21 protein-coding genes are annotated in these 22719 nt (G+C 37.7%); 13 read left to right on the top strand and 8 right to left on the bottom strand.

The features are described from left to right. Window positions 1-21: 21 nt before the first annotated feature. On the top strand, window positions 22-1095 hold the full coding sequence (locus ACXACQ_RS13710; RefSeq protein WP_474976520.1) for a response regulator: 1074 nt from the start codon (window positions 22-24) through the stop codon (window positions 1093-1095). Between the two features lie 70 nt (window positions 1096-1165). Continuing rightward, on the top strand, window positions 1166-1753 hold the full coding sequence (locus ACXACQ_RS13705; RefSeq protein WP_474976519.1) for a hypothetical protein: 588 nt from the start codon (window positions 1166-1168) through the stop codon (window positions 1751-1753). A 38-nt stretch (window positions 1754-1791) separates the two neighbouring features. Here the strand turns inward: ACXACQ_RS13705 and ACXACQ_RS13700 are convergent, their stop codons facing one another. Continuing rightward, window positions 1792-2397: a hypothetical protein gene (locus tag ACXACQ_RS13700; RefSeq protein WP_474976518.1), complete on the bottom strand. Its 606-nt coding sequence runs from the start codon at window positions 2395-2397 to the stop codon at window positions 1792-1794. 7 nt (window positions 2398-2404) lie between these two features. Continuing rightward, complete coding sequence (locus ACXACQ_RS13695) at window positions 2405-3217, bottom strand: energy transducer TonB (RefSeq protein ID WP_474976517.1); 813 nt, start codon at window positions 3215-3217, stop codon at window positions 2405-2407. Between the two features lie 237 nt (window positions 3218-3454). On the opposite strand from ACXACQ_RS13695, the gene ACXACQ_RS13690 reads away from it, so the two are divergent. The 11 genes from ACXACQ_RS13690 (at window position 3455) to ACXACQ_RS13640 (ending at window position 17102) form a co-directional block, all read left to right on the top strand. Beyond that, window positions 3455-4222 (top strand): universal stress protein, encoded by a 768-nt coding sequence (locus tag ACXACQ_RS13690; protein WP_474976516.1) that lies wholly within the window; start codon window positions 3455-3457, stop codon window positions 4220-4222. Window positions 4223-4384: 162 nt separating this feature from the next. Further along, on the top strand, window positions 4385-5656 hold the full coding sequence (locus ACXACQ_RS13685) for a hypothetical protein (protein ID WP_474976515.1): 1272 nt from the start codon (window positions 4385-4387) through the stop codon (window positions 5654-5656). Window positions 5657-5752: 96 nt separating this feature from the next. Further along, entirely contained in the window at window positions 5753-7363 is a 1611-nt protein-coding gene (gene pckA, locus ACXACQ_RS13680) for a phosphoenolpyruvate carboxykinase (ATP) (RefSeq protein ID WP_474976514.1), read from the top strand. A gap of 211 nt (window positions 7364-7574) precedes the next feature. Then, window positions 7575-8240 (top strand): hypothetical protein, encoded by a 666-nt coding sequence (locus ACXACQ_RS13675; RefSeq protein WP_474976513.1) that lies wholly within the window; start codon window positions 7575-7577, stop codon window positions 8238-8240. 29 nt (window positions 8241-8269) lie between these two features. Then, window positions 8270-10384: a hypothetical protein gene (locus ACXACQ_RS13670; RefSeq protein ID WP_474976512.1), complete on the top strand. Its 2115-nt coding sequence runs from the start codon at window positions 8270-8272 to the stop codon at window positions 10382-10384. Window positions 10385-10387: 3 nt separating this feature from the next. Continuing rightward, window positions 10388-11719 carry a hypothetical protein gene (locus ACXACQ_RS13665; RefSeq protein ID WP_474976511.1) on the top strand — a complete coding sequence of 444 codons (1332 nt, stop codon included), beginning with the start codon at window positions 10388-10390 and terminating at the stop codon, window positions 11717-11719. Between the two features lie 179 nt (window positions 11720-11898). Next, entirely contained in the window at window positions 11899-13509 is a 1611-nt protein-coding gene (pckA, locus tag ACXACQ_RS13660) for a phosphoenolpyruvate carboxykinase (ATP) (RefSeq protein ID WP_474976510.1), read from the top strand. Between the two features lie 505 nt (window positions 13510-14014). After that, window positions 14015-14482: a nuclear transport factor 2 family protein gene (locus tag ACXACQ_RS13655; protein ID WP_474976509.1), complete on the top strand. Its 468-nt coding sequence runs from the start codon at window positions 14015-14017 to the stop codon at window positions 14480-14482. A gap of 73 nt (window positions 14483-14555) precedes the next feature. Beyond that, complete coding sequence (locus ACXACQ_RS13650) at window positions 14556-15149, top strand: NADAR family protein (RefSeq protein WP_474976508.1); 594 nt, start codon at window positions 14556-14558, stop codon at window positions 15147-15149. Window positions 15150-15174: 25 nt separating this feature from the next. After that, a complete protein-coding gene (locus tag ACXACQ_RS13645) occupies window positions 15175-15699 on the top strand; it encodes a M23 family metallopeptidase (RefSeq protein ID WP_474976507.1) in 525 nt (174 codons plus the stop codon). After that, on the top strand, window positions 15696-17102 hold the full coding sequence (locus tag ACXACQ_RS13640; RefSeq protein ID WP_474976506.1) for an alpha/beta hydrolase family protein: 1407 nt from the start codon (window positions 15696-15698) through the stop codon (window positions 17100-17102). Before ACXACQ_RS13645 ends, ACXACQ_RS13640 begins: the two co-directional genes overlap by 4 nt. Before the next feature lie 116 nt (window positions 17103-17218). Here the strand turns inward: ACXACQ_RS13640 and ACXACQ_RS13635 are convergent, their stop codons facing one another. The 6 genes from ACXACQ_RS13635 to ACXACQ_RS13610 all read right to left on the bottom strand — a co-directional run bounded on the left by ACXACQ_RS13635 (window position 17219) and on the right by ACXACQ_RS13610 (window position 22714). Further along, entirely contained in the window at window positions 17219-18487 is a 1269-nt protein-coding gene (locus tag ACXACQ_RS13635; protein WP_474976505.1) for a hypothetical protein, read from the bottom strand. A 22-nt stretch (window positions 18488-18509) separates the two neighbouring features. Next, window positions 18510-19079 (bottom strand): YceI family protein, encoded by a 570-nt coding sequence (locus ACXACQ_RS13630; protein WP_474976504.1) that lies wholly within the window; start codon window positions 19077-19079, stop codon window positions 18510-18512. Window positions 19080-19269: 190 nt separating this feature from the next. After that, window positions 19270-20556 carry an acetyl-CoA hydrolase/transferase family protein gene (locus ACXACQ_RS13625; protein ID WP_474976503.1) on the bottom strand — a complete coding sequence of 429 codons (1287 nt, stop codon included), beginning with the start codon at window positions 20554-20556 and terminating at the stop codon, window positions 19270-19272. Window positions 20557-20849: 293 nt separating this feature from the next. Next, window positions 20850-21221 carry a hypothetical protein gene (locus ACXACQ_RS13620; RefSeq protein WP_474976502.1) on the bottom strand — a complete coding sequence of 124 codons (372 nt, stop codon included), beginning with the start codon at window positions 21219-21221 and terminating at the stop codon, window positions 20850-20852. A 224-nt stretch (window positions 21222-21445) separates the two neighbouring features. Further along, complete coding sequence (locus ACXACQ_RS13615; RefSeq protein WP_474976501.1) at window positions 21446-21913, bottom strand: hypothetical protein; 468 nt, start codon at window positions 21911-21913, stop codon at window positions 21446-21448. 102 nt (window positions 21914-22015) lie between these two features. Next, window positions 22016-22714, bottom strand: coding sequence for a sulfite exporter TauE/SafE family protein (locus ACXACQ_RS13610; protein ID WP_474976500.1), 699 nt, complete (start codon window positions 22712-22714; stop codon window positions 22016-22018). Window positions 22715-22719: the final 5 nt, after the last annotated feature.

Here is a 22719-nt window from a genome sequence, read left to right as displayed (position 1 = left end):
AACTCACAAACAACCAGCTAAATGAAAAAGATATTAATTATTGAAGACAATAATGAAATCAGAGAAAATATAGCCGAAATATTAGAGCTCGATGGCTATCAGGCTTTTGAAGCAGAAAATGGAAAAGTAGGTGTGCAGGTGGCACTTGCCGAAATGCCCGATTTAATTGTTTGTGATATAATGATGCCTGAACTAGATGGATATGGAGTGTTGCACATACTATCGAAAAAGGAGGCTACAGCTGCTATCCCTTTCATATTCTTAACCGCAAAAGCAGAAAAAACAGATATCAGAAAGGGCATGAGCCTTGGTGCCGATGATTATTTAACCAAACCTTTTGAAGACACCGAGCTCCTAGAAGCTATTGAAATAAGATTAAAAAAAGCCAATGCGCTAAAAAAAGATTACAGTGAAAATGCAGAAGGGTTCAATGAGTTTATTAAGGATGTAAAAGATGTACACGATCTTAACCACCTACATACCGACAAAAAACCTCGAACTTATAAAAAGAAGCACGATATATACAGAGAAGGTGAATCTGCCTTAAATCTATTTTATGTGGCTGCAGGCAAGGTAAAAAGTATACGCACTAATGAAGACGGCAAAGAACTCATTACCGGCATTTACACTAAGGGAGATTTTTTTGGATACGAACCCATACTAGAAAATAAAAAGCACCCTGACAGCGCAGAGACAATGGAGGAGTCTGAAATCATCAGTATTCCGAAAGAGGAATTTTTCGATTTAGTGTACAGCAATAGAGAAGTGGCTAAAAAATTCATAGAAATACTCTCTAATAAAGTCTCTGAAAAAGAACAAAAGCTACTTAACCTTGCCTATAATTCAGTAAGACAGAGAACAGCCGAGGCTTTAATAGCCATCAGTGAAAAGTTCAACCCTAACAGCGTGGTTAATTTTGAACTTACCATCTCTCGTGACGATCTGGCCAACATGGTAGGCACCGCTACTGAATCAGTAATAAGAGTTATTTCTGATTTTAAAGAAGAGCAAATACTGAAGACCCAAGGAGGCAAAATAATAATACTAAACCTTGACAAGCTAGCACAAATACAGCGCTGGCATGTGGTTCGCTAAAAAATAAAACATACAATCCAAAGGGGCTATTCTTTTAAAGCCCCTATTCTACATTTTTTAATTTACATCTATGAAGTTGCTTGCTCCCCTACTTCTTCAGCTTATTATTTTTAGCCTTAGTGCACAACACCACCCCAACGTTATTATTGAAAATGAAAGCACATTTAGCATACATGGCCGTTCTAATGTCAACACATTTAGCTGTGAACTTAACCAGCACTTCTCCTCAACCCCCATTAAAGCTACTTACACAGCCTTAGAAAATAAACTATCATTTGACAGTACTTTTATACACCTCAATATATTCAATTTTGATTGCCATAATCAAAAAATGACTAACGACCTGCGTGCAACACTTCAGGCGCAAGACTTTCCATTTATAACCATTGAGCTTTTAACTCTTCAACTCATTCCTTTAAGCCAAGAGGTAACTTGCCACTCTACTGCTAAAGTAAAAATATCACTAGCAGGCGTAGACAAGGAGTATCTTCTAAATTATGAAGCAAAAAAAATGGGGGGAGAAAAAATAATGACAAAAATAAAGGCCCAATTCAATATGAAGGATTTTGAATTAACACCTCCTTCATTATTTATGGGCCTTGTAAAGGTAGATGAGCTGATTACAATTAACCTAGATCTCATCCTTTCAATAGAATAATTAATTAGTAGCTATTTTATTCAACAAGAAAGACCACATTAAACCTCTCCTGAACTATTTACACGTTTAACTTTTAACGCTTTTTTAACTTCCTCTATTACTTCTGGTTGCTGAAGTCTATCGCTATATACCCAGATGAACTTATCAAACTCATGATAATTCAAAACCTCAATACCCAGCGCCCTTCTAACCTCTTCCATTATGTTTTTGAAATACCCATAATTATGGCAGCTCTCCTCTAATGAAAAATCCAAGTACTGTTTAATTAAGCTAATGGTTATAGTGCTATATACAGGGTAAGCATTACTATTGTGCCAATTGCAGTAGTTACTACAGAAGGCTAAAAATTCAGCCTTTGCACTACCTTTATAGAGGCTCATAAGTTGATTCACCGCATCTTCGCCACCATTTCTGAGTGCTTCATCCAAGTTTAATTCTGTGATATCCCATGCCAGATGATGCACATCTGGCATTACAGTTCTCAATGCTTCACTTTCAATCAAGCTAATTTTCAGCATCACCTCAGAGACTTCTTTGTTATCGAAGTGACTTTTGAAGTAGAGACGCTTTACCCTGTCACCGGTAAAGAAACCTTTTTCTTCCTGAAACTTATCTAAATAGGGTTTTATCAATTGCTCTAACATGGCTCTATTATCTTTCTCTGTACACAAAATTGATAGGAAGTACCATTCTTACTTTTACGGGTTTTCCCCTTTGCTTGCCAGGCTTCCAAGGTTCGGCATTTTGCAGTACTCTAACCGCCTCTTCATCACAGCCCATTCCTATACCCTTAAGTACGTTAAAATCGCTGAGTTTACCATCAGAATTAACTACAAACTGAACGAAAATCTTACCCTGTACTTTGGCTCTTAAAGCTTGTGGAGGGTATTTTATGCTTTCATAAATATATTTCATAAAATCAGTCATACCCATGGTTGGCTCTGGCTTTGTCTCTACTATAGTAAAAATCTCTTCGGCCACTTCTTCATCAGGTATATCCTCTAGCTGCAAGTTACTGTTGTCTATCTGCTCTATCACCTCTTCAGTACTTATGTCAATGTCAAAATCAATTTTTATTTCCTCTTTAAGCTCATCTACCTCTTCTACCTCTACAATGTTTGGCTGCTGCACTACTTGTTTGGGAGGTGGTGGAGGTGGCTGCTGAGTAGATGGAATGTCTATCAACTCTTCCATAGGCTCACTTCCTGTAGCTACTTCAAGGGCATCACCGCTATCGTATGTTTTCCATTGAAACACTGCTATTGCAAGCCCCATACTCATACAGAGACCAATGGTAAAAAATAAAAACTTCAAAGATTTACCTTGTTGGTATTTCTCTCTTTTTATTGCCATTAAATCATCTATCAACTTCGCTTGTTCACCGGCTCTTCTCTGTGCATCTTCGCTGGCGGCCTTATAATATTGACCGATGGCACTTTTTATGGTTTTTTCCGCGACTAACATGATCGTAATTGTTTGTGATTGATACCCGAAGTTGATTATTAATACTTACAAAAAACATGACCTTTCAACACCTGAGAATGTGATCTACATCAGGTATTATAAGCTGACAAATATCAATTTCGGAGGTGACGGACATCAGCCATTTTTTATATTTCTATAGGTAGATTGCATTAAGCAAACGAAGCTTACCAGCTTCAAAAAAAATTTGTTTAATCACCTAAATAACATATTATAGCCATGGAAAAGCAACGCAAAATACTCATCCCCATAGACTTTACAGAAGCCAGTAGAAATGCGGTAAACTATGCCAAATTTATATTTAGAGGAGAACCTGCAAACCTCATCTTAGCTTATGTAAAAGAAGACCACTCTAAATCTGATGGAGAAATAGAAAATGAATTTAAAGAGTTCATTAAAACTGTAGCCAATAATATCGCGCACTTCGAGTTTCATATTTATAATGGCGATACAGTAAAACAGCTCACTCAAACTGCCGAAGAGCATCAGGCAGACTTAGTGATAATGGGCTTGAAAGACAACTTCAATGCTGATGAAACTTCTATATCTCAATTACTATTAAAAGCATTTGACTGCCCGGTAATAGCTGTTCCTGAAAAATATAAGGATCATCAGCTACACCATATCGCCTACGCTAATGATTTTAAAGAAATAAAAATGTCTAGCGTATATAAAACATTGATGGATATAGCTTTAAAATTTGGGGCGCGAATGTCAATATTTCACATCAATAGAGAGAAAAAACCTGTATTGGTAGACAACTCTGAAAGTACCTTGGAGTATTTCTTAGAGCACGTTGACCATGACTATGTGGCTATAAATGATAAAGATTTAGTCACTGCCGTGGAGTCATTCACCCAAGAAGAAAACGCAGACCTGCTAGTAACACTAAGCAGAGACCACGGTGACAATAAGATGACATCAGAAGGCCAGTTAATTTACAAACTAGTAGAAACTGTAAAAATACCGATGTTCATCTTGTGCTAGACACATAAAATAAGATTGTTTCATTTCATCTTAATTGTTCTTTTTTTGGCTTGCAATTCTCGGCCCACGCCTATGGAGTACGCTCATCACACTCTACTGGCGTGGGCCTTTTTTCTAAACTTATTATAATGTATACCTGACCTAAAATTAACCCCAAACCCCATGAAACCACTACACCACTACACTATAGCACTAATGCTAATAACCTCTTCGCACATTCTATATGCTCAAACTTTCAGGCATTATTTAGACACCACAAAACAGCACTATATAGGCATTAAAGGATCTGCCCAGCTATGGATGAGAGCCACACAACTCAACCCGGGCACCATAATTAATGGCACCGAAAAAGATTATCATTACGACATTTCAGTTAGAAGATTACGATTTCAAATTTATGGACAAATAACGGATCGTTTAAGTTTTGTTGTACAGGCAGGTCAAAACAACATGAACTTCAACACTAGAGAATCTAATCTAAAGCTGCTAGATGTTTACGCTTGCTATTCTCTCACTAAAGCCATAAACATAGGCGTAGGCAAAAGTGCATGGGTTGGCCTCTCGCGCTATGCTTCACCAGCTACAAGCAGCCAACTCAGCTCCGATATTAGCTACAATGCCCTTCCGCTAATTAATATATATGATGATATGATGCGCAGACCCAGCCTCTTCTTATATGGAAAAACAAACAAAATTGACTATAGAGCAGTGCTCGCCACCCCCTACAACACCAATAGTGAGTTAAACATTAGCTCTACCAAGGCCAACCCGGCCATGCATTACTCTTCCGTGCAGCTATCCAGTTATATTAAGTTTCAATTCAGAGACACCGAAGCTCAAAAATCAGCCTTTGCGCCAGCCACCTACGGTCATAATAAAAATATTTTTAATATAGGCATTGGCGAATTATACCAAAACAAAGCCATGTGCATACTATCGGGCACAGATACCCTTTACAAATCTATCCACATGGAAGCCTTGGATGTTTTTGGTCACATGCCACTAACCAGCAAATCTTCTATTACCTTCTACGCTGCATACATCCACTCCCACCTTGGCAAAGGTTATATAAGAAATATTGGGGCCAATGCGGTATCAGCTTCATATAATGAAAACGTAGCTTTTAATGGAGCGGGAAACAGGTACCCTGCTGCCGGCTCAGGTGAAATTATAGAAGCTCAACTAGGTATTTTAAAAACTATCAATCAACACAGCTACCAGCCATCCATTTCAATACAATATGCCGACTATGATGCATTGAATTCCTCTTCCTTGTTTTACGACTTTTCACTAAATACATACCTACCCGATGGCCACAGCAAAATAACCTTTGGCTACCAAAACAGGCCTGTTTTTTATGAAAAGGAAAAGGAAATAACAGCAGAAAAACGCAGAGGATTACTACTCATACAGTATCAAATAAAGCTAGGTTAAGAAACTGATCTAACTCATATAAAATACCAGCATTCATCATACCACAGAGCCATAAAAAGGTGGATATTCAAACCAATAACAAAAAGCACTAAAATCATGAAACGATCAAATCTAGAATCAATATTCAATGGCCTGGCAGACTTAGGACTTGCCAATGCTAAGGGTGTAGTTTGGAACCTTACTCCTGCTGAGCTTATTTCTGAGGCCGTGAAAAATGGTGAAGGTGTGCTTACCAGCACAGGTGCGCTTATGTGTGACACTGGTAAATTTACCGGCAGATCACCCAAAGACAGATACATTGTTAAAGATGATATTACCAGCGATAAAGTATGGTGGGGAGACATCAACATCCCATTTGATCCCGTTAAATTCGACCTCCTTTTCGATAAAGTAATTGCAAGCCTAGGACACACTAAGCTTTTCGTTAGAGATGCTTATGCTGGCGCTGACAAAGACTACAGACTTAAAGTTAGAGTTATTGATACACAAGCATGGCACAACCTGTTCTGCTACAACATGTTCATTAGACCTGAAAAAGAAGAACTAGAAAACTTTGAGCCTGACTTTACCATAGTGGCCGTGCCAGAGTTTAAAGCAAACCCTGCCATTGATGGCACCAGAGCTGAAAACTTCGCGATCATTAACTTCAAAAGAAAAATAATATTAGTAGGTGGCACTGGATACACCGGTGAATCTAAAAAAGGAATATTCAGCGTACTTAACTTCCTTTTGCCTGAGAAAAAACACGTACTTTCTATGCACTGTAGTGCTAATACAGGCAAAGAGGATGACACTGCCATATTCTTCGGCCTTTCTGGTACAGGAAAAACAACCTTATCTGCAGACCCTGAAAGATTCCTGATCGGTGATGACGAGCACGGATGGTCTGCCAACGGTGTATTCAACTTCGAAGGCGGGTGTTACGCAAAAGTAATTGACCTTAAAAGAGAGTCTGAACCCCAAATTTACGATGCCATCAAGTTCGGATCTTTACTTGAAAACACAAGGTTTATACCCGGAACCAGCGTGGTAGACTTCAGCAATAAACAAGTAACTGAAAACACCAGGGTTTCTTACCCCATAGATTACATCAGTGGTGCTAAAAAACCATCTACAGGTAAACATCCAAAAAATATTTTCTTCCTTACCTGCGATGCTTACGGGGTACTACCTCCTATCAGCAAACTTACGGTAGGCCAAGCCATGTACCACTTCATTTCTGGCTACACCGCCAAAGTAGCTGGTACTGAAGCTGGAGTGACAGAACCTGCAAGCGTATTCTCTGCTTGTTTCGGAGCTCCCTTCATGCCACTGCACCCTACCAAATACGCTGAGCTGCTAGGTGAAAAAATTAAAGAACACGAGGTGAACATTTGGTTAGTGAACACAGGATGGTCTGCAGGACCTTACGGTGAAGGAAGCAGACTGCCCCTTAAACACACCAGAAGAATGATTTCTGCGGCACTCAATGGAGAACTGGATAACGTAACTTTTGACGAACAACCTATATTCGGTCTTAGGTTCCCTATACAATGCCCTGGCGTTCCTCCTGAAATTCTCAACCCTAGAAATACTTGGGCCGACAAAGACAAATACGACCTTAAAGCTCAAAAATTGGCTGATGACTTTGTCAAAAACTTTAAAAACTACGAAGAATACGCTAATGAGGAGATTTTGTCTGGTGCTCCTGCAATGGACATTGCCTAACTATCGGGCTAACTGTGGTGATTAGATGAGTCCCTGGGATAATATCCCGGGGATTTCTTTTTTTTAAAAAAAGAGCCCTCTGGGTTTAATAATTATAAAATACCCTGCCATTAAGTTCTAAAAAATAAATTTATATCATAATTTTACATTATTTTTTAACTAAAAGCTGAAATAAACATTGAATTACAAATTTTTAAACATCAGCAATAACATGAGAATAAAGACCATTTTAATGGTTTTTATCATGTCCATAAGTTTATCTTCCTGCTTTGATATTATAGAAGAAGTTACAGTAAATCATGATGGAACTGGCTCCATGGTTATGACAGTTAACCTGAGCCAAAGTAAAACTAAGCTAGCCTCTATAATACTAATGGATAGTGTTAATGGTCATAAAATCCCGCACAGAGAGGACATTACCAAAGCCATTGATGATGCCGTTATTTTTTTAAAAGAGAAAGAGGGGCTTACCAATGTTAAGAAGAGAATAGATTTTGATAATTACATATTTAGTATCAGTTGCGATTTCAAGTCAATAGAAAACATTAACTCTCTAACTGACGAGCTAAATGGCAGAATTAAGATCAAACCTATTCAAAACAAATTCTCTTACAACAGCTCTGAGCGAAAATTTAACAGAGAACACACCTATAATGCTAAAGCGAAAGAGGAGTTTGACAAACTAAACAAAAAAGATCAAGATATTTTTAATGAAGCCACCTACACTTCAATCTATAGGTTTGAAGACGATATCGTTAGTGCTTCAAACAAACAATCAAAAATATCTAAATCTAAAAAAGCTTTAATGCAAAAAATACCCGCAAAAGAATTGATTTATGGGCAAACGGATTTAAACAACACAATTATTTTAAAATAAAGGCGCTGACATTTTTATAATTATACCAAATGAAACAACTTTTTTATATACTATTAATTTTATGCAGCTTGTCTCAAGTAAGAGCACAAGACATGAGTACTTATGTACCTAAAGATGCACAAGTAGTGGCCACGTTTGATGGCAGTCAATTTTTCACAGATGATGCTCTGTCGGCAATCAAAGATATTCCTGCATTCAGCGAAATGCTAGAGTCTATATCTAAAAAAACTAACGCTGAAATCACTTCTTTAGAAAAAATAGGGATAGACCTAAAAGGCAAAGCGGCCTTTTATCAACACTATACTGACAGCATTAGTTACTCTCAGTTTTTTATTCCTTTAAAAGATGCTGCCACCCTAAAAGAGGTAATGACGGCAGCAAAAATGGAAATAGAAACCATTAATAACGATACCTATATTATTAAAAATGAGGATGAGTTCTCATGTGCCTGGAACAATTCAGTACTTATTTTAATAAAAGGAACCCCTACACTCAGCTACTTCGATGACTACGATTATGGAGATACTGAAGACGCGGAAGAAGAGGAAGAAAAAACAGAAGTAGAAATTGGTGAAGAAGTAAACTACAACACCAAACCATATATAATTGAATATAGCTTACAGCTTTATGTTAATAATTATATTCAATTTGCCGAAAGCGTTAAAGAGGCAATAGAAAATCCTTCGGAGGAAACATTACAGCAAATGGATGATGATGCTGACCGAGTAAAATTATACATTGCTGAATTATCACCCATTTACCCTTCTGATGCTATAAAACTAGATAATTTTATTGCTAACAAGAATTACTACCTGCAAAAAAACCTAGCTGAAGTCAATGATGAAGATTTCGTTGCTCATGCTAATGAACTGATCAATGCTCTTACGCTACACAGCGAAGACTTAGAGGTAAAAAGCGACATTGTATTTGATGCAGAAACGCCTACTTATCCACTAGAAAAAATTAATGCTTTGATCGCTACCTGGTCTTCCGAAAGAATTAAAACCTTATTTGTAAAACCATCACAAAACATTAATGCAAATGCTGAATATAAATCGCAATCAAAAGGCGCTCCTGCGATCAACTTCTGGGGTAATAATATAGGAGAATTAGCTTACCTGCTAATATCTAAAAACATGCCTTCTCCTATGTATGGCACTCCTAAAATAACCCCTGAGTTACTTGAAGAGTACAAGTCATTTTCTGCAAATGTATTCTTAGAAAATAAAAGTATGAGAATAACATCTGCAGTAGAAATATCTGAAGATCAAGCTGATTTATACAGAGGTATGACCAAGCATAAGGTAAACAATAAGTTATTTAAATATGTAAATGAAAATAACCTATTGGGGTATATAAGTTATAATGTAGACACAAAGAGCTTTTTAGAGGCATACCCAGAAATTATCGAGTCAAAATACATTGGTATGCTAGATCAAAAGTATGCTGAGGAAATTAAGTTAGGTATTGAAACTTTTAAATTGCTGCTAGATGAAGAAGCCGTAGCAGAAATTTTGCCTGGAGATATGCTTTTTATTCTTGAAGGTTTGGAGGAAACAGAAGTGACCTACATGGACTATGAATATGATGAAGAGTTTAACTACAAAACAGTAGAAAAAACAAAGACCGAAAACCTGCCTAAGTTTCTGTGGATGGTTTCTACAAAAGACAACAACTTCACTCAAAAATTAACGCAATACTTAAACAACAAAAGCTTGCTATTAGCTGAAGAAGGCTTTTTCCAACTCAACGAATCTCTCAAATCGCCAATACCATTGTTCTTCAGCATTCATAAAGACATCCTTTTCATCTCTACTTCCAAGGAAGAAATGAAAAGTATTGTAAATAATAATTTCAAAGCCAAAATATCTGGCAGTAAGAAAAAAGACATTAAGAAAAGTACTTTGTCTATGTTTATAGATGTGCCTGCCACTATTAAGAGTGTGCCATCAAAAACAATGCTTGGCGTTACAAACAATGAAAATCTTGAGTATATTACCTCCAATTCATCAAACATAAAATTGAATAGCTATAAGATGAAGGGTAACACTTTAAAAGGTGAGTTGGTTATGGATGTACCTGATGGACATAGCAGCGCTATCGCGTATTTCATTAACATGTTAAATAATCTGGCGAAAAAGTAATAGATGAAAAAATTCTTTAAAATAGCAGCAGTATTAGTAGTACTGCTGCTTCTTTCTTTATGGGCTTTATTGCAATACCGACAGTACGTTTCGTATAACGCACACGTACCTCCAAATGCTACCTGTGTTATTAAGGTTAGTGTAGACAAAATTTTGCAAAAAATAGCACTCAATACACTAAGCAACCCAAGCTATTACTTAAGCTCAGCCACTGATAGCGATGAGGATGATGAAGACTCAGACAAAGAAGATAAAGGAATTTCATTACCTGCTAATATTTTCATTTATAGCCTCCCTAACAATAACTCTACATGGTATACATCGCTTCAAATTGAAGACAGCGCCCAAGCACACGCCTACATTACCAAAAAGTTAAAGCTAAACGTATTTAAAAAAGATCAAGGTTATACCTACCTCTCCAACAATAAACACACGCTACAAGCAACTTATAACGATGACAAAATCACCTTTGCAATATCTACAAACCGTAAAGATGTGAGCAAGCAACTAGCCTTATTACTAGAAGAAAACAAAGAAATAAAAACACACGAAAAGGCTTATGAATACCTAAAAAGCGAAAAAAATGGTATCAACGTCTGGTCTCGCAACCAAACCGGCAGTATCAATTTCAATAATGGATCCATAGCATTTTTTCTTACTGGCGTAGTGCCCGATTTCATAGAAATACCTAAAGTAAATAAATCAGCTAAAGCAGAAAATTCATCTTTCGCTTACCTCAACATCAATTTCAAACCTCACCAGTTTGGAGATATCACATGGGGCAACAAAAACATCGACCTAGATAAACTGGCTCAATATCAAGAAGGGCTAATAAATATAAGCATAAATGGCACTACCATTCAAAACGACACTATTATCACCTACGAATTTAATGATGACTTCGAAAAGGTAGAGACTCTCACCACAAAACAAGATACAGTACCGGTTTTAGACGTTTACATAGAAGGCAACACTGATAAAATGACCAACTACCTAAAACAATCAGGTATAATTACTAGCAACACTTTAAAAAAAGAGGTGCTACCACTTTATCAGCTAAATTATAATTACAACAATGACTTGCTTCACTTTTACAACAAAAATGAAGCACTGACACCCCCTACCTCGTCAGACTACTTTACTGAATTAAACATTAACGTTAGCGAACTCGCAGAAAATAACATTATTCCTAAAACTGAGGTGACTAAAACTATCAACACCTTATATTTCAATGGCATCAACAATGACCGAAACAGATTCCAAATTAAAGGTGAAATAAAATTTAATAATACAGACATCAATACCATCACTCAATTATTCGAAATGTTAAATTAATTAAATACAGCACCACACGAGCATCTCCAATTATTTAAATAAACCTATTGACAGCCAGCATTTAATAGATTTACTTAATAATTACTGACTATTATCATGTTTCAACCCTTAATTGGTCATGTTTTTTGGTAAAGAAAAGAGCGTACTTTAAGTAACAATTAAACGAAACCTCTAATACCATGAAACGATCAAATCTAGAATCAATATTCAATGGCCTGGCAGACTTAGGACTTGCCAATGCTAAGGGTGTAGTTTGGAACCTTACTCCTGCTGAGCTTATTTCTGAGGCCGTGAAAAATGGTGAAGGTGTGCTTACCAGCACAGGTGCGCTTATGTGTGACACTGGTAAATTTACCGGCAGATCACCCAAAGACAGATACATTGTTAAAGATGATATTACCAGCGATAAAGTATGGTGGGGGGACATCAACATCCCATTTGATCCCGTTAAATTTGACCTCCTTTTCGATAAAGTAATTGCAAGCCTTGGACACACTAAGCTTTTCGTTAGAGATGCTTATGCTGGCGCTGACAAAGACTACAGACTTAAAGTTAGAGTTATTGACACACAAGCATGGCACAACCTGTTCTGCTACAACATGTTCATTAGACCTGAAAAAGAAGAACTAGAAAACTTTGAGCCTGACTTTACCATAGTGGCAGTGCCAGAGTTTAAAGCAAACCCTGCCATTGATGGCACCAGAGCTGAAAACTTCGCGATCATTAACTTCAAAAGAAAAATAATATTAGTAGGTGGCACTGGATACACCGGTGAATCTAAAAAAGGAATATTCAGCGTACTTAACTTCCTTTTGCCTGAGAAAAAACACGTACTTTCTATGCACTGTAGTGCTAATACCGGCAAAGAGGATGACACTGCCATATTCTTCGGCCTTTCTGGTACAGGAAAAACAACCTTATCTGCAGACCCTGAAAGATTCCTGATCGGTGATGACGAGCACGGATGGTCTGCCAACGGTGTATTCAACTTCGAAGGCGGGTGTTACGCAAAAGTAATTGACCTTAAAAGAGAGTCTGAACCCCAAATTTACGATGCCATCAAGTTCGGATCTTTACTTGAAAACACAAGGTTTATACCCGGAACCAGCGTGGTAGACTTCAGCAACAAACAAGTAACTGAAAACACCAGGGTTTCTTACCCAATAGATTACATCAGTGGTGCTAAAAAACCATCTACAGGTAAACATCCAAAAAATATTTTCTTCCTTACCTGCGATGCTTACGGGGTACTACCTCCTATCAGCAAACTTACGGTAGGCCAAGCCATGTACCACTTCATTTCTGGCTACACCGCCAAAGTAGCTGGTACTGAAGCTGGAGTGACAGAACCTGCAAGTGTATTCTCTGCTTGTTTCGGAGCTCCTTTCATGCCACTGCACCCTACCAAATATGCTGAGCTGCTAGGTGAAAAAATTAAAGAACACGAGGTGAACATTTGGTTAGTGAACACAGGATGGTCTGCAGGACCTTACGGTGAAGGAAGCAGACTACCGCTTAAACACACCAGAAGAATGATTTCTGCGGCACTCAATGGAGAACTGGATAACGTAACTTTTGACGAACAACCTATATTCGGTCTTAGGTTCCCTATACAATGCCCTGGCGTTCCTCCTGAAATTCTCAACCCTAGAAATACTTGGGCCGACAAAGACAAATACGACCTTAAAGCTCAAAAATTGGCTGACGATTTTGTCAAAAACTTTAAAAACTACGAAGAATACGCTAATGAGGAGATTTTGTCTGGTGCTCCTCAACTTGATCACGCCTAAAACCTACCAGACAGACTGTGGTGATTAGATAAATCCCCGGGCTTCATGCTCCCGGGGATTTTTTCTTGCTACATGAGACCCCCACTCCACCATAACATCGCCCCTTCTTACACCTAAGGTATCATATTCAAATACTATGGATAATTAATGGTCTGTGATAGAATATAGATTTAATTCAACACACTTCGCTAGACTAAAACCTATGTACCCTCTCAAATTGGAAAGAGTTATAATTTATTCATACGCCCCAAAGCCTTACTAGATTTTACCTGTGTATGGAATTTAACTAACTGCCTGCGGGGCTATATTTTATAAAATTAACCCCAGCTGCTGAAAGCACATCATAGAAAGTAATTAGGCAATAAGCGCCAGTAGCACATAAAACATTGCTTATATTTGCTTCACAAGAATAACTTAGAATACCGCAAAACCAACACCGAGCAGTATTTTATTTTTATTTTTATTAAAATAACATTAATTTAATATATAAATCAGCCCAAACCCGATGGAATCTACTGTAGAGAAATTTTACGAGGCTTTTAATAATCTTGATCCCGAAGGAATGATTTCCTGTTACCACCCCAACATTGAATTCGAAGATCCTGCCTTTGGCAAACTCAAAGGACAGCAAGTGGGAAATATGTGGAGAATGCTTTGCGAATCGCAAAAAGGACAGGATTTTAAAGTTACTCACTCCAACGTTAAAGCTAATGGTAACACAGGAAGTGCTCACTGGGAAGCATTTTATACATTTTCCAGAACTGGAAAAAGAGTTCACAACATTATTGAAGCCAGCTTTATTTTCGAAGACGGAAAAATCATAAAACACACTGATACATTTAATCTATACCGATGGTCCAAACAAGCTTTAGGCTTTTCTGGTTATACCCTCGGCTGGACCAAAATGTTTAAAAAGAAACTCAATGCACAGGCCAACGCAGGCTTGCAAAAATATATTCAGAACAGAAATTAACCTCAAAGCGTGAGGTAGATCTTCATTGATTCTTCGCCCTTTGATCATTTGATAACCATTAAACTCTAACCTCATGAATACTGTAGAAGCGTCTCAAAGACTACACCTCGACTCCACCAACGAAGATATCAATGCTCTAATAGAACTAGATAATTATCAAGAGTATGAAGAGTTTCACTTCTTCTGGAAAAACGAATCTCCTTTTTCGCAATGGTACAAGAGAAGTTTTCATGCTATGGGGTTAGACTTTACAAGTGCCGAGCAGTACATGATGTATAATAAAGCACTGCTATTTGAAGACTATGACATTGCTGCCAAAATACTTTCTACCAATAATGTAAAAAAGCAAAAAGAGCTTGGCAGACAAGTACAAAACTTTGACTTAGATGTGTGGCAAGAAAATGCCAAAAGAATAGTTTACGAAGGTAATTACTACAAATTCAGTCAAAACTTAGACCTAAAGTCCGATTTACTTAAAACTGATGGTAAATTATTAGTAGAAGCATCTCCTAATGATGAAATTTGGGGTGTAGGACTGGCAGAAGACAATCCACTAATAGAACACAAAGCCAACTGGCAGGGCACTAACTGGCTCGGCTGCATACTTACACAGCTGAGAGAAGACTTAGTAATTACAAACTGGCCTGAAAATATAATTAACAGCTAAGAAATCAGTTATATAAAATAAAAAATTGAGAAAAAAACATCTTACCATTATTATACTAGCCCTCATCATCATCGGGGGCTTTTTTATTCCTCAGCACCTTACTAACCCTGTAAGTGGAGCCACCACCAAAGACTATCATCCAGAATCTTTTTGGTACTACCCATGGGGTAAATCCGTTACACATAAGGGGATAGACATATTTGCGCAAGCCAATACCTCTATTAAATCTTCAACAAAAGGCATAGTTCTTTATACTGGAGAAATAAAAATGGGTGGCAATATAGTAGTTATACTTGGCCCAAAATGGCGAATACATTACTACGCCCATCTAAATGAAATTTCTACCTCCACTGGCAGCTTTGTAAATCATAAGTCCATAATTGGAAGTGTTGGTAACACGGGCAATGCCAAAGGTAAGCCTGCGCACCTTCACTATTCAATTACAACGCTAGTTCCATATATTTGGCGTGTAGACACTGACAAACAAGGTTGGAAAAAGATGTTCTATCTTAATCCAATCACATATTTTGGCCAAAATAAAACCTCATGAAATATCTTATACTTTCTTTTCTATTGATCATATCTGCTATTGGTTATGCTCAAAAAATTACAGGCACATGGAACGGGATTATAGAAATCCCCTCTATGCCACTGAAATTTGTATTACATGTAGACCAACAAAATGGTGGACTAACTGCTAAAGCTGATAGTCCCATGCAGAATGTATATGATATACCTGTAGATATAGTACGGTTTAATGATAGTAAACTGTATTTTGAAATTAATCAATTGATGGTAAATTACTCCGGCACTATGAGCGGTGATAGCACTATCAATGGTACTTTTACACAGGCCGGGCAAAGTTTCAAACTTAACTTCAGCCAAAAAGGGTTTGATAGCTTCGTGCAGCCCAAGCCTCAAGAGCCTGTTGCACCTTTTCCCTACCATGCTGAAGACATCACTTTTCATAACTCTGAAGACAACATTGATTTAGCAGGAACATTCACCTACCCCAAAAATGGGAACAACTTCCCTGCAGTAATCCTTATCAGTGGCAGTGGTCAGCAAGATAGAGACGAATTAATACTTGGTCATAAACCATTTTTAGTATTAGCTAACCATCTCACTAATTTAGGCATAGCTGTATTACGGTTTGATGACAGAGGCACAGGAAAATCCACCGGAAATTTCGACATTTCTACTACACAGGACTTTACTAAAGATGTGAAAGCAGCCATAAACTATTTAAAAACAAGAAAAGAAGTAAAGAAGAATAACATAGGCCTATTAGGGCATAGCGAGGGAGGCATTGTGGCTTCTATGGTAGCTGCTGCTGTGCCAGAATCTGTAGATTTTGTAGTGCTTATGGCCAGCCCAGGGGTAGCAGGAGACGAAATTTTAGTGAGCCAAACCGAAGCAATAGCCAAAGCCAATGGGGCAACCGAGAGTATGATTAAAAGTCAGTTAGAAATCAGCAGTAAGGCTTTTGAGATTGTAAAAGAAAACAATAAGCAAAAGAAGATTTACTCCAAACTTGAGAGTTACTTTAAAGAGGTAGCAGAACAGAAGCCGGATTTTATAAAGGCTAATGGCCTTAACAAAGAAAGTTACGCTACCAAACAAGCTAGTGCTTTAAGTTCGCCTTGGATGGTCTACTTCATAAAATACAACCCAAAAGAAGCATTAGTAAATGTGAAATGTCCTGTATTGGTTTTGAACGGAGCAGAAGACATGCAAGTACTGGCCAAAATGAATACAGAGGCCATTGAAAAAGCTTTAAAAAGCAGCGGAAATAAAAAAGTAAAGGTAGAAGTGTTCCCTCATCTTAACCATTTATTTCAAGAGTGTGAAACTTGCACCCCAGCAGAATATGGAACAATTCAACAAACTGTAAACCCGCTAGTTTTGAATACCATTTCCACTTGGATCCGCCAAACCACTGAAAGCAAATAGCAAAATGTGCTATAATGGATTAAGAAGCTATTTTACCGATATATTTATGCAAATAAAAAGGGAGTCTACCGACTCCCTTTTTATTTTATTAATCAACCTAAACCTCGAATCATCATTTAGAAACCAATTACAGCTTCTACATTAAATCCGTTGAATTTACCTGATTCATATTTAGTGCCATTCCAGCCGGCATCGTCATACTCTTGATTTACGTACTCTATTTTCGCCATCACATTTTTGGTTAAAAACCAACCTCCACCAACGTTAAATCTATTTATTGTCTGTGTTGGAGCACCGTCTACCATCTCCCCTGTTACAGTATTGTATCTACCTCCTACATAAAAGTTCTCTTCCGCACCAAATCTGTATAGTACTTCACCTGCCAACTGAGTAAAAGAACCTCCGTTATCAGCAGCATCACTGGCTAATTCGTAAATCCCAAAGAATTCAAGGCCTTTATACTTTACAAAAGGATTGACCTGTATAGCTGTCAACTCACTAAAGCCAGGGTTAAATCTACCATCAAAGTCAGATCCTCCTAATACTTCACTGTGCATTACATAATAATATCTAGCTCCTCCACGGTCACCTCCATATAGGTAAGCACCAGTTGTTGTTCCATGGTTCATGTACCAAGACCCTGTTAATCTTAATCTTAAATCGTCATTCAGTTGATTATCATAGCCTAGTTTACCAAAAAATGATATTTTATTATCGCTAGCATCGTTTACTACTACATTTTGGTTGAGCTTACCATTAGTAATCCCTATCACCCCTAACCAACCATTTTTCTGTAAGGTAACTTCACCAAAGGCTTCTGTTGAAAAGGCATCCATTATGTAGTTACCTACAAAAGGGTTATAAATTGCTCTGGCATTATCTGATCTTCTAAAATGCGCATCACCATAATTGAATTCATCAAGTCCAATGCGGATAGTAGTAAATTTCATTAGCCCTTCTAAGAAGCCAGGTTTAATAAAGTCTAATTTATCGAACTGAATATGTCCACCTTTCACCCAAGACTCTTCGTGGTGTCTTGCAGAAAGATAAGTGCGTAAGTGCATTTTCACACCATCTGCTAATTGTACATCTACATTCAAATTGGCTGATGGCAAGTTAAAGTTAGTCCCCAGCTCTACCAATGAGTCGCCTGCATTCTCTTGATCCAATGCCTGAAACTGCATAGCAAAATCACCTCCCACTCTCACTTTGAGTCCTTGATATTGTACAGTATCTTCTTTTGAAGTTTCAAATACGTTCAGCCCATCTCTACCCGCAGGTCTTTCAAACTGTAAATTACGATTTTGAGGTGTTTGCTGAGCTTGTGCCACGCCTGCCAAACCTATGAAGGCGGCACCTAAAATTAATTTTATAGAAGTTTTCATCGTGTTGTACTGTTAAAAATGGTTATTTAGAATAGGTTACATTGAAGTTAATAGTAATTTCATCTCCGGTTTTGAGCGTTCCCATAAAGAGGGTTGGGGGCTCCACTTTAAAATCTGACATTTTAAAGGTGATAGATCCTTTGAATGAAATGCTGTTGCTACTGGTAGTTGCTGTTACGGGCATATTAATGCTTTTGCTGTGCCCAGCAATAGTTAGCTTGCCAGATGTAGATAAGGTATAAGCGCTACCGCTTCCCTTTACTTGCTCTGCTTTAACCAATGTATAGGTGATGTTTGCGTATTCATCACTTTTCAATGCTTTATAGGCGTTATTGTCCATCGCATCTTTATCACTCTTCAGCCCCTCAGTGGCCGCTGAAAAGTTTAGTGATGCAATATCTAACTTATCACCACCTATTTCTACTGAGGCTTTACCTGTTAGCTTCTCAGCCTTCAATTCCCAATCGTGCAAGGTAGAGGTACCGGTCACTTCAAGCTCTGAAGCTTTGTTGTTAACGGTGTATTGAGATTGTGCTGTAGCAACAACAGCCATAGCAACTAAAAAAATTGTAATGTAAGTTCTGCGTATCATTGTGCTAGTGTTTTGTTAATACAATGATACTCTGAAACTAAAGCATAGAATATGACCTAAGTCAGCAGAAAACATGATTAAAGACGGCAATAATCTTGGCTGAGTGCAAAAAAAAGAAGGATGGAAAGTGCGCCTCTTTTGGCTCCACTAATCCACCCTCTCTACACTAGTTAACGGAATAATTCTTTATCTATACAAGCGCATGAAATCTTTCAAATGCTTCTCTTTCAAGTGACTCTCTATGATCGGGATGCGAAATAGAAATGAGTGCATGAGCGCGCTGTTTGAGGTTTTTACCAAATAAATCTACCACCCCATACTCTGTAGCCACATAGTGAACGTGAGCTCTGGTAGTGGTTACCCCTGCTCCTTCTTTAAGGTAAGGCACTATTTTAGAAATGCCCTTATTAGTAATAGAAGGCATGGCAAATATGGCTTTACCCCCTGGAGATAATGATGCTCCTCTGATAAAATCCATTTGCCCACCAACACCAGAATATTGGAATTTTCCTATTGTATCGGCACAGATCTGTCCACACAAATCAATTTCTATGGCACTGTTTATGGCCGTAACTTTTGGGTTTCTTCTAATGATAGAAGTATCATTGGTATAGGCCGCTTCTTTCATATCTACCAATGGGTTATCATCCATAAAGTCATACAGCTTTTGAGAGCCCACAGCAAAGCAGCTCACTATTTTCCCTGGCTTCACCTTCTTCTCCTCTCCAGTAATTACTCCTGCCTCTATTAGCGGTAAAACACCATCGGAGAACATCTCTGTATGAATACCCAGCCTTCTATGATCTTTTAAGTTAGCCAATACCACGTTGGGTATACCACCTATCCCCATTTGTAAGGTAGCTCCATCTTCAACCAAACCAGCCACGTGGCGCCCTATGCGCTCTTCTATCTCTGTTGGAGTTTTTATATGCGAACTATAAATAGGCACTTCGGCCTCTATAGCATAATTTATCTTACTCACGTGGATGATACCATCACCGTGCGTGCGCGGCACCCTTGGGTTAACCTGTGCAATAACCATTTTTGCAGTTTCTAATGCGGGTATTACTACATCCACAGAAGTACCCAAAGAGCAGTATCCGTGCCTGTCGGGAGGCGAAACTTGAATAATAGCGGCATCGAGAGGTAAAATATTTCTTCTGAATAATAAATGTACCTCACTTAAAAAAATGGGAATATAATCGCCATGTCCTGAATTAATAGCTTCACGAACATTTTTACCTACAAAACAACTGTTGATTTTAAAAGCTTCGCGATAAGGCTCTACACTGTATAATGCCTCTCCTTCAGTGTGCATGTGTATTACCTCTACATCTTCAAGCTCTTTATATCTATTACATAAGGCATCTACCAGCACCGTTGGGGTCATGGCTGCACCTTGAATCAAAATTCTATTGCCCGATTTTATATCCTTAACTGCTTCCTCTGCACTTACAATTTTTAATGTATTATTCATCAGTGACATCAATTTTGGTTATACTTAACATAAAGTCATCAGCATATGCTGCTATTGCATGTGCTTTTAATTAGTACAAATGTATTAGCTAAGCGCTTACCAGAACATGACCTGAATCAGTCAGCAACCTGAAAACGGTCATAATTTCAACGAGAGGTCATATTCAAAAATAAAATTACCTACTGATAGTTAGATATTTACCTACATTTAGTAGTGAGCATATAATAGGCATGGGCAAAAAAAAGGCCTTAATTAACTTAAGGCCTTCGCAATTTCTTTTACGCACAATAGAATTATCCTTTCCATTTCTTCAAATATTGCTTATCGGTAACCTTCTCATTTTTTAGAGAAACTTCTATCACTCCATTTTTACCTTTCTCACCATAAGTATCAAAGGCATCATCTCCGGTAATTATACTTATGGCATCAATGTCGTTGAGGTTAATTTGCTGTAAGGCCTTTCCTGTTAATTCGGTATCTTCATAAGCCACACCCTCAATAAAGTAGATGTAAAGAGGTTGATTTTCATCTGTAACATCGCCTATAAAAAGATTAGCGTTTAACATCTCAGATTGCCTCACATCTTGTCTCAAAGTGGTAGTATCTACCTGAGCCAATGTATAATTACAAACAAATAGACAAGCACATAACACTAGGTACTTCATTATTATAAAGGTTTGTTAAATTTATATTCTAATAACTCCATTTTCATCATAAGGTTTCTATATCTCCTCATTAAATATGAAACTGAATTTCAATTGTTTAAAGTATATCTTCCCTCATCAGAAACCTAATTATAAGCAAAAACTTAGTCTTTAAATATTAATTCACACGAATTACTGTATTTCAGTTAACTCTTTGCCATAAAACATACAGCAATCATCAATAATTAAGTAGGCTTTTCGTCATCCTGTTTTTTCGAATTCATTCTTGTTTTATCCACTCCCCATGTGGCCTTAGCTAGGTCTTCTAATTTATCGACAAATTTATCTACGTTTAAGCCCGCAATAAATGCTACAGCCATAAAGCCAAATGATGAGGTTGAGATTTCAATCTCCGCATTTAAAACTAATACTCCAGCTTTTAAAAAAATATAACTTCCTATTCCGCTCAAAAGACTTGTAAATGGCCTTAAATAATACCATAATTCCCATTCCTTATCCCATCTTTTATGAACACATTTTTGTACATACATGGCTCTGAATAAATAAAGCAATCCTCCAAACCCAGCACTTACCACTGACTTATATGGCAAAATTAAACTTGATTTGAGTTTGAACCATTCCTCAGAATACCCCATTACTGAAATCATTAGTAAGGCTAATATAAAGAGTAACCAAATTATTATTTTTTTCATTGCTATTTATCATAAGGGTGAGCACCCCAGTATCCACATAAATAAAACAATGAAGCTACCTTATTTTAAAATTAATTCAAAGGACTATTACTAGACTCAAGCTTACATGCCGCAACCCGACATGCCCCAATCGAGCCCCAGGGTAGATATAACAGGGCTTACATAGGGAATATTTAATGATAGCCCCCTGAGAATTAGCAATGTACCCATAACTACAGCCAATGAGGGTATAATATACTGCAAGGAAAACGTATTATTCTTTTTCAGGACCGCAAATAGCTTGGTTACCCCCAACATCATGGGCCAAGTACCCAAAGCAAAACCAAGCATCACTAGAGCGCCCCCCTCCACTGTGCCACTAGCTACACTCATTGATAGCACCATATACACCAATCCACATGGCAATAAGCCATTGAGCATGCCAATAGCCATAAAGGTAAATGGGTTTTTATTCTTCAACACAGATTGTAAGCTTCTGCGTAATGGTTGAATAATGCTTTGATGCATTGGTGATTGCAACAATTTATGCTGAAACCTAGGAAAAAGAGCAAAAGCAATCACCACGAGCCCCATAACTATTGAGACCCCCTGCTGCCAGCCAAATACGGAAAGCCCACGCCCCATTAAACCAAAGGCTATGCCTAACCCTACATAAGTCACTAGCCTACCTGTATTATAAAATACCTGCTGCAAAAAATTACGCTGACCATTTACTGCCATTGACAGTGGGCCACACATAACAGCACAATGTATGCTACCTAAAAAGCCAGCCACAAATCCCGGTATTATATAACTATCCATCTTGT

Source organism: Fulvivirga sp. AWR4_260 (assembly GCF_056158185.1).
This window is presented reverse-complemented; position numbering and strand designations above follow the sequence as displayed.